The 9,362-nt window shown below is 60.3% G+C and carries 6 protein-coding genes; 2 read left to right on the top strand and 4 right to left on the bottom strand.

Annotated features, from left to right (window positions below; all coding sequences use genetic code 11):
* Together ACLP9N_RS18090 and ACLP9N_RS18085 are read left to right on the top strand one after the other, a co-directional pair.
* Positions 1-654 (top strand): aminotransferase class III-fold pyridoxal phosphate-dependent enzyme (locus tag ACLP9N_RS18090; protein WP_442408707.1); only part of this gene is annotated, 654 nt, incomplete at its 5' end.
* 181 nt (positions 655-835) lie between these two features.
* Positions 836-1,303: a hypothetical protein gene (locus ACLP9N_RS18085; RefSeq protein ID WP_442408706.1), complete on the top strand. Its 468-nt coding sequence runs from the start codon at positions 836-838 to the stop codon at positions 1,301-1,303.
* Positions 1,304-1,509: 206 nt separating this feature from the next.
* Here ACLP9N_RS18085 and ACLP9N_RS18080 read toward each other — a convergent pair whose 3' ends face one another.
* From ACLP9N_RS18080 to ACLP9N_RS18065, 4 genes are all read right to left on the bottom strand, one after another.
* Complete coding sequence (locus tag ACLP9N_RS18080) at positions 1,510-4,437, bottom strand: MMPL/RND family transporter (protein WP_442408708.1); 2,928 nt, start codon at positions 4,435-4,437, stop codon at positions 1,510-1,512.
* A 42-nt stretch (positions 4,438-4,479) separates the two neighbouring features.
* Positions 4,480-7,362: an MMPL/RND family transporter gene (locus ACLP9N_RS18075; RefSeq protein ID WP_442408705.1), complete on the bottom strand. Its 2,883-nt coding sequence runs from the start codon at positions 7,360-7,362 to the stop codon at positions 4,480-4,482.
* Positions 7,359-7,877 (bottom strand): MmpS family protein, encoded by a 519-nt coding sequence (locus tag ACLP9N_RS18070; protein ID WP_442408704.1) that lies wholly within the window; start codon positions 7,875-7,877, stop codon positions 7,359-7,361. The genes ACLP9N_RS18075 and ACLP9N_RS18070 overlap by 4 nt, the downstream gene beginning before the upstream one ends.
* 370 nt (positions 7,878-8,247) lie before the next feature.
* On the bottom strand, positions 8,248-9,362 hold a 1,115-nt coding region (locus ACLP9N_RS18065), incomplete at its 5' end, for a hypothetical protein (RefSeq protein WP_442408703.1).

Raw genomic sequence — 9,362 nt, 5'->3', positions numbered from 1 at the left:
GTCGTCGAGCCCGTTGTGCAGGGTGCGGGCGGGATGCGCTTCCATGACCCCCGCTACCTGCGGGATCTGCACGATATGTGCCGACGCCAGCGGGTGCTGCTGGTGTTCGACGAGATCGCGACGGGATTCGGCCGCACGGGCGAGCTGTTCGCCGCCGATCATGCCGGAGTGAGCCCGGACATCATGTGCGTCGGCAAGGCGATGACCGGGGGATACCTCAGCATGGCCGCCACGTTGTGCACGACCGAGATCGCGCACACCATCAGCGCCGGCGGGGCCGGGGCGCTGATGCACGGGCCCACGTTCATGGCCAATCCGCTGGCCTGCGCGGTGTCGGTGGCCAGCGTCGAGGTGCTGCTCGGGCAGGACTGGCGGTCTCGGGTGGCCGAGATCTCCGCGGGGCTGGCCGACGGACTCCGACCCGCCCGGGCACTGCCCGGCGTGACCGACGTCCGGGTGTGCGGCGCCATCGGCGTCATCGAGTGTGACCGGCCGGTGGACTTGGCGGTCGCCACCCCGGCGGCGCTGGACCGCGGCGTCTGGCTGCGTCCCTTCCGCAACCTGGTCTACGCGATGCCGCCGTACATCTGCCCGCCCGCCGAGATCGCCCAGATCACGTCCGCGATGGTCGAGGTCGCGCGGCTCGTGGGCTGAAACCGCACGCGCGCGGTCCAGCTTGCATATTCAGACGCCGGGACTCTGCGTGGCGACTCGACGATCGCAGCACGGCTTCGATCGCGGGGCACGTTCGCTTAGGGAATTCTTAGCAGATTCTTTGGCCTCTGTTGGCCCGGCTCAAAGGGTCCACCAAGTCGCCGGCCTCACAATCGTCCCTATGACTAGTGAGTCGCTCTGCACGAACCTGATCGAACGCTATATGTCCACCTGCGACCTGCGGTTCCTCCGGGACGAGCACGGCGGCGCATATTTCTGTGTTCCCAATGCCCATCACCAGCGGTTGCACATCCACCTCGAGATCTCCCCCTCGTTCGGGGACGTGTTAATCATTCAGGTCACTCCCGCCAGCTCATTCCCAGTCGCCGACCGCCCCTGGCTAACGCACTTGGCCGACACGTGGAACCAGCAGAACCGCGAAGTCACTGCGATCCTTCACGGTTCCTCTGATCCACAGCGCATCGGCCTGGTGGCCCGCAGATCCCAGTGGATCCGGGACGACATTTCTTTCGAGGCTTTCGCTTCCTTCGTTGACCGCACCATTGCAGCGGCAATCGATCTCTTCGCCGAGTCGGCTCCGGTTGTCGAGCTGCCCTCGACGGCGCCGTTGCTGCGAGACGCCGGCTGAGATTCTGGGGCGCAGCGCCAGGACACACGATCTGCCCCCGCGGTGCCCCCCGGAGGGTCCTCAGCGTCCGCAGACATCGCGGAGAGATAGGCCACCAGCGCAGCCTGCGACCCGCCCTCTGTGTTCTAATCCAAGATCGTTTTGCAATTTCTTGCGAATAGCACTTCGATTCGGTGCTGGTCCCGACGGCCAGGGCCAATCTAGCTCTAGCCGGACAGAACCGGGAGTTCGGTTGTGACCGCGTCGTCGTCGTCGCGGGATTCCTCCCTTAGGAGCAAGGACCGCACCAGTGGGCGCGGCCCCGAAGGCCGAAGCATGAAACTTGCCGGGCGCGGACGAACTGTCTGCGGCCACCAGAACCAACGTCCGAGCAGCGCGGCGATAGACGGTGTCATGAACGAGCGCACGACTAAGGTGTCGAACAACAGGCCCAAGCCGATGGTGGTTCCTACCTGGCCGATAATCCGCAAATCGCTGAATATCATGGAGGCCATGGTGAAGGCGAACACCAGGCCCGCGTTTGTCACGACCTTGCCGGTTCCGCCCATGGCGCGGATGATACCGGTGTTTATGCCGGCGGCTATTTCCTCTTTCATCCGGGATACCAGTAAGAGGTTGTAGTCAGAGCCCACCGCCAAAAGGACGATCACGGACATCGGAAGCACCATCCAGTGCAGTTTGATGCCCAGAATATACTGCCAAACCAGCACCGACAGCCCGAACGATGCGCCCAATGAAATCGCCACCGTGCCCACGATAACCAGGGCGGCCACGAAACTTCGCGTGATGATGAGCATGATGATGAAAATAAGGCAGAGCGAACCAATTCCCGCGATCAACAGATCGTATTTAGAGCCGTCCTGAAAATCTTTGAATGTCGATGCGGTGCCGGCCATATAAACCTTGGCGTCTTCCAGGGGTGTCGTCTTGAGCGCCTCCTCGGCCGCCGATTTCATCCGGTCGACCCTTGCTATGCCCTCAGGCGTTGCGGGGTCGCCCTTGTGCGAAATGATCAATCGAGCCGCTTTTCCGTCAGGAGACAGGAACGAACTCATCGCGCGTTGGAAGTCCGGGTTCTGGAATACTTCCGGCGGCAAATAGAAGGAATCGTCGTTCTTGGCCGCGTCGAACGCCTGTCCCATCGCGTTGGCGTTCTGGTTCATGTCGTCCATATCGCCCAAGACCCCGGACATCGTGCTGTGCATTGTGAGCATCATGGTGCGCCCGGACTCCATGATCTCGATCATTCGAGGCAACTGCTGAATTAGCTGCGGCAACAGCACGTCCAACTGATCCAGATCCTTCACTACCTCTTGCAACTTGTCGCTCACTTCATCGACTCCGTCGATGAGGTCGAATATCGACCTCAACGACCAGCATATGGGGATGTCGTAGCAGTGCCTTTCCCAGTAGAAGTAACTTCGGACGGGTCTCCAGAAATCTTCGAAATCCGAGATGTGGCTTCTCAGCTCCTGCACAACCTCGTTTATTTCCTTTGTGGTGGTAATCGAGTGATGGGTAATCGCATTGATCTTCAGCTGCAATTCGTACAAGCGCTTCGTAAGAGCGATTTGCCTAGCCAGCAGGTCGGCCTGTGTGAGCATGTCGTTGACGCGATTTTTCATGTACTTCAAGTCTTGTAGCTGGGCCGCGTTCTGCATGCTCATAAGGAACGGTATCGAAGTGTGTTCAATCGGCGTTCCCTCGGGTCGCGTTATACCCTGCACCCGAGAAATGCCAGGAACCCTAAAAATCTTTTTGGCTAGTTTGTGGAGCACGAGGAAATCCGCCGGATTGCGCATATCATGATTCGACTCGACGACCAGAATATCCGGCATCATCCGGGATTGCGAGAAATGACGATCAGCGGCGGCATACCCGAGATTGGCGGGAATGTCTTTAGGTATGTAGAGGCGATCGTCGTAGCTGGTTTTGTAGCCCGGCAGCGTGACCAGACCGATCAGCGCGACTGCTAACGTCGTGACGAGAATGGGCGCGGGCCAGCGGACAATCGCGGTGCCGACCCCTCGCCATCGACGGACCCCTATCCTGCGATTGGGATCGCATAGCCCGAAGTGACTTCCGACGGTCAGAACTGCCGGAACCAGCGTCAGCGCAACCGCTACTGCGACGAGCATACCTACGGCGCACGGCACGCCTATGGTCTGGAAGATCGGCATCCTGGTAAAGCTCAGGCACAACATTGCTCCGGCGATCGTCAAACCGGAACCCAAGACGACGGGACTGACGCCGCGGTAGGTGCTGTAGTAGGCCGTTTCCGGGTCCTCGCCGGCCTGACGCGCCTCCTGATAGCGACCGAAGAAGAAGATCCCGTAATCGGTTCCGGCCGCCATCGCGAGCGCCACCAGCAGATTAATGGCAAACGTCGAAAGTACAACGACATTGTTATCGGCAAGAAACGCGATGATTCCTCGGGCCGAAAGTACTTCGATCCCAACTCCGACCAACAACAAAACCACGGTGGTGACGGAACGGTAGACCAGGAGAAGTACCGCGAAGATGATCACGGCGCCTATCAAAGTCATCTTGAGAAGCGATGCATCACCACTGCGCTGCATGTCCGGTATGAGCGCTGCGGGGCCGGTGACATAGACGTCGACACCGGGGGGCGGCGGTGTCTGCTTTACGATATTCCGGACCGCGGTTACCGATTGCTTTCCCAAAGTCGTGCCTTGGTTGCCGGCCAGATTCAATTGCGCATATACGGCCTTACCATCGGGGCTTTGCGCGCCCGCCTCCGTAACTCGATCGCCCCACAAATCCTGCACATGCTCGACATGCTTCGGGTCGTTTCTCAGTTCGCGAATTAATCGGTCATAGTATGCGTGAGCATCGTCCCCGAGCCGCTGCTGTCCCTCCAGCACGATCATCGCGAAACTGTCCGAATCGGATTCTTTGAAGACCTTGCCCATGCGGGTCATGGCCTGCACGGACGGCGCGCTTTGAGGGGCCAGTGGTACGGAATGCTCTTCACCGACCTGCTCCAGCGGTGGAACCGCGAAAGTCACAAGCAGCGTGAGGGCCGCCCACCCCAAAATGAAGAACAACGAAAGCCGGCGGATCGTCCGCGCTACGAAGGGGCGCCGAGGGCTGCTGATATCGCCCCGTACCACGATGTTCTCTCGGTTGCTGGGCTGGTCCAGGTAATCCGACACTTAAAGCGGCTCCCGCAGCAGCAAGGCACGTACCAACGGACGGGGTCCTGTGGGTCGAAGTAATGCACTGGCGGGGCGGGGGCGCACCTGTTGCGGCCACCAGAACCAGCGCCCTAGCAGCGCGGCAACTGACGGTGTCATGAACGCGCGCACCACCAAGGTGTCGAACAGCAGACCCAGGGCGATCGTCGAGCCCAGCTGACCGATGCTGAGCAGGTCGCTGACCAGCATGGACCCCATGGTGAACGCGAACACCAGACCCGCGTTCGTCACGACCTTGCCGGTGCCACCCATCGCACGAATGATGCCCGTGTTGATACCGGCGCCTATTTCTTCTTTCATCCGGGCTACCAGCAGCAAATTGTAGTCAGACCCCACCGCCAAAAGGACGATCACGGACATCACGAGCGTTGCCCAGTGTATCTGTGTGCCGAGCAGATGCTGCCAGACGAAAACGGACAGGCCGAACGACGCTCCCAGCGAAATCAATACTGTGCCGACGATAACCAGGGCGGCAACGAAACTGCGCGTCATGATCAGCATGACGACGAAAATGAGGCAGAGGGCAGCGACTCCCGCGATTACAAGATCGTATGTGGAGCCCTCCACCATGTCCTTCGTCATGGCTGCAGTGCCACCAAGGTAGATCTTGGCGTTTTCCAACGGAGTTCCCTTGATCGACTCCTCGGCCGCACTTTTTATCGCGTTGACGCGGGAGACGCCCTCCTTCGACGCGGGATCACCCTTCTGCGAAATGAGCATACGGGCGGCCTTACCGTCCGGCGACAAGAATATTTTCATGACTCGCTGGAAGTCCACATTCTTGAAGACTTCTGGCGGCAGATAGAAAGAATCGTCGTTTTTTGCGGTGTCGAAGGCCTTGCCCATGGCGGTGGGACTGCCGTTATTGTCGTCCATCTGGCTGAAGGCCCCCGACATGGTGCTGTGCATGGTGAGCATCATGGTCCTCATGCTCTGCATGATCGCGATCATTTCCGGGAACTGGGTGAGCAATTGCGGAAGGAGAATATTGATCTGATCAAGATCTCCCACGACATCGCGTAACTTATCCGTCAGCACGTCGACACCGTCGATCGCATCAAAGATGCTTCTCAGCGAAAAGCAAATAGGAATGTCATAGCAATGTCTTTCCCAGTAAAAATAACTGCGGACCGGTCTAAAGAAATCCTCAAAATCAGATACGCGGTCTCGCAGCTCGTTAGTGATGTCCTGCATTTCATGCGTTCTGCGGACCATATCTTGCGTAATGGAGACCATCTGCTGCAGTAGGCCAGACATGTGCTGCGTGATTTGGATCGCTTCCGCCAACATGTCGGCCTGCTTGAGGATGTCGTCCATGCGCTGTTTTTGGAAATACATGAAATGCTGTTGGGCAGCTTGCTGCATGCTGAGCATATACGGCAGCGACGTGTGCGCGATCGGCGCTCCCTCGGGTCGAGTTATGGCCTGCACCTTGGAAATGCCGGGAACGGCGAGGACGTCCTTTGCCAGTTTGTTCAACACCAGAAAATCTGCCGAGTTGCGCAAATCGTGATCCGCCTCGACCAACAGGACTTCGGGCGCCGTCATCGCCGATGGCGGAAAATGTCGCGCTGCGGCAGCAAACCCCTGACTGGAGGGAATGTCTTTGGGTAAATACTGCTGTTCGTTGTAGCTGGGAGTGTATCCCGGTAGCGTGATGAGCCCGATCAGTGCGACTGCCATCGTCGCGGCGAGGACGGGCGCGGGCCACCGAACGATGGTCGTGCCCACCCGTCGCCATCCGCGAGCGATGACTTTCCGCTTGGGCTCGAACAAGCCGAAACGGCTTCCGACCGTAAGAACTGCCGGAACCAGCGAGAGCGCGACCGCGACCGCAACCAACACGCCCACCGCGCTGGGGACGCCCAGCACCTGGAAGTACGGCAACCGGGTGAAGGTCAGGCAGAAAAGCGCGCCGGCTATCGTCAAACCGGAGGCCAGGACAACCTTCGCGACCCCGCGGTAAGTGGTGTAGTAAGCCGCTTCCCGACTCTCACCCGCCTGACGGGCCTCGTGATACCGCCAGATGAAAAATATCCCGTAGTATGTTCCAGTTGCAATGACTAGAGCTACCAACAGATTGACGACGAAGGTAGTGAGTCCAATCACCTGATAATGGCCAAGGAATGCGACGATTCCCTGCGTCGCCCGCAGCTCTATTCCGACCATCAGCAACAAAAGAACTACAGTGGCAAACGAACGGTAGACGAGCAGCAACGTAACGAAGATGACCGCGACGCTGACCACCGTGATTGTGATGATCGTCCTGTCGCCACTGTGGCTCATATCCGCGGCAATGGCTGCCGGGCCGGTGACATACGCCTTCACCCCTGGCGGCGCCGGCGTCCCTTCGACTATGTGCTGAACCGCTTCGATCGACTCGTTCCCCACGGTTTGGCCCAAGTTACCGGGGAGAGTCAATTGAACGTACGCGGCCTTGCCATCGGTGCTTTGCGCGGCGCCCCTAGTGAGTTCATCGCCCCAGAAATCCTGGATGTGCTTCACGTGCTTCGGATCGTCTTTTAACTGACGGATCAAGCGGTCGTAGTACATGTGAGCGTCGTCGCCGAGGGGTTGCTGACCCTCCAAAACGATCATCGCCACACTGCCGCCGGAGTCAGATTGCTTGAAGTCCTCATTTATGCGCGCAGCGGCCTTGACGGATGGCACATCTGGGGGATTCAGCGAGACCGTATGCTCTTTTTCGACCTGGGCGAGCGGGGGGACGCCGATATTCAGTATGACGATGATGCCCAACCACGCCAAAATGATGGGCACAGCAAATCGCCGGACCGTCCTCGCCACCAGCGGTGGACTGTTGTGTAGCTGATGGTTGCTCATGCGGCCTTCAGCGTGCAGGAAGCAAAGGCGCCCACTTCGTGCGAGATCTTCTCGGCCTTGACGACGCCATCCACCACGATGCGGCAGCCGATACTGTCAGTGTCGCCCTGTGCCGCGATACTTCCGATCGACGCTGCCGCGGTGACCGGCAACTCCAACGACCACGGCAGGCTTGCCCCGTCGACATGCTTCGGGTCGCCGTCGGCGTCGAAATAGCTGATGTCGGCTACAGTTCCCGGTGGTCCGAAGATCTCGTACCGCAGGTGCTTGGGATTGAACGGCTTGGCTTCATCGGTTTTGGTGGTGTCGGCGTAGGAGGTGCTGTCCTCGGAGCCGAAGATGCCGTGCAGCCGCGACACCGTCAGCGCTCCAGCGCCGATCACCACCACGATGACCAACGGAATCCATAGCCGCCTCAGAAGCCCAAAAATCGTAAATCCTGGATTTCGACCACCCTTTCCAGATCCGCTTTCCGCTTGAGGTTCGGGTAAAGGGCGGCGAGCCCGTCGCAGCATGTTAGGTCGCCGGCCTGACTTTCCGTTAGGGTAGTCGCCGCCTGCGTTGGGAACATCGGACCCGACTCGCTCAACAGGGCGCACGCTGCCTTCAACCACCGGACCACCCTAGCCGACACGAGTTCAATAACGGTTCCAAACCATGGTAAAGGCCACCAGCGTCCGCCCCGGGCTTCGACCACAGCTCCCTCCCGTTGTGGCTCCTGATGCGCGGCCTCAGTATTGGTGCGCGGCGCGCTTTACGGCGCTGCTGACTTCCGGTGCTGTGGTCCTGCAGTAAATGGGTTTGGCTTGGCGCCGTTCCGCCAGCGACACCGCCTCGCTGTCTCGACTGGATCGGCAGAGGCGAGCGCACGGGGGAACGAATTGGTTAGTCGATCTGGCCGGTCAGGTCGAACTCAGCCAGCGTGCGCGCGGCCAGCTCACGCAAAGCGGGCTTGGTGTTCTCGGCGCCCGGTTGGTAGGCGAGGACGTGGATGAAAATCTTGCCGAGCACCGGCGTGCGGAAAGACAGCAGCTGCAGTTGCCCGCCTGCTCGCTCAAGCGATTGTCGCGTTACGTGTTGCCTAGTCCCACGTGCGTAGGCGTACTCGCAGTGGGTGCCATCGACCCAGCCCACCGCCGAGCCCACGTCGCCGAGGTTGGAACAAACTACCGGGCGATCGGGGTCGGCGAACGCCGCATCGACTCCCCGTCTCCACGTCCGTTTCGACGTGAACGGGGTCAGCGCAGCCAGCTGCGATGCCTCATCCGGGGTTGCCCGCAGAGCATCCAGCGCCTGCTTGATGGCGGTGCGGGCCTCACGCAGATCCGTCGTTACCCGCGTCGGGTCGACGCTGACACGGGCAAACGAGACTGCGACCGCACGCGTGTCACTCTCGGTGCGGTCGCTCATAACAAGTTGCAGGGTGACGGCGCCGTCACCGGCACGTCGGCGCCCCATGCGCTCCCCGAGTTTCGCGGTCAACCCCGCGGCCAGCGTGTTACTAGTTGCGCCAAGAGCCTTCGCACGGGTATCCCAATCATCCAAGTCGACGGAGATCGTGATACCCGGTACGACGACAGCGTCATCGCCGTCGCCTCCATGGGGGGTGACGGGTGGCGATGCCGGCGATGATCGGGCAGTATCTCGCCGCTGACGGCGGGTCAGTTTTGCCAACGCGACGAGTGCCCGGGCGACCTCGGGTGCGTCCCGGGCTGTTTGGCGGGCATCCTGTACCACCGCGCGCAGTCGAGTGCGTGAACTCGGCGGTGGGTAACCGAGATCGCGCGTGTTGCCCAGGATCGCTTCAGCTATCGCGCCCAGAAACCCGATGCCGTCGAGCAGGTAGTGGGAAGCCACCAGGCTGACCGCGGTCGAGCCGTCCGTCAGGTGAACCACTCCCAGAAGCCAGCCGGGGCCCCGTTCGGGATCAACAGGCACTTGTGCGCGTTCGTCAGCCCAGTCACTGAGTTCGGCGCGGGGACGGGCGCGCTCGGCGATAT

The sequence above is a fragment of the Mycobacterium sp. genome (genome assembly GCF_052144515.1).
GTDB lineage: Bacteria > Actinomycetota > Actinomycetes > Mycobacteriales > Mycobacteriaceae > Mycobacterium.
This window is presented reverse-complemented; position numbering and strand designations above follow the sequence as displayed.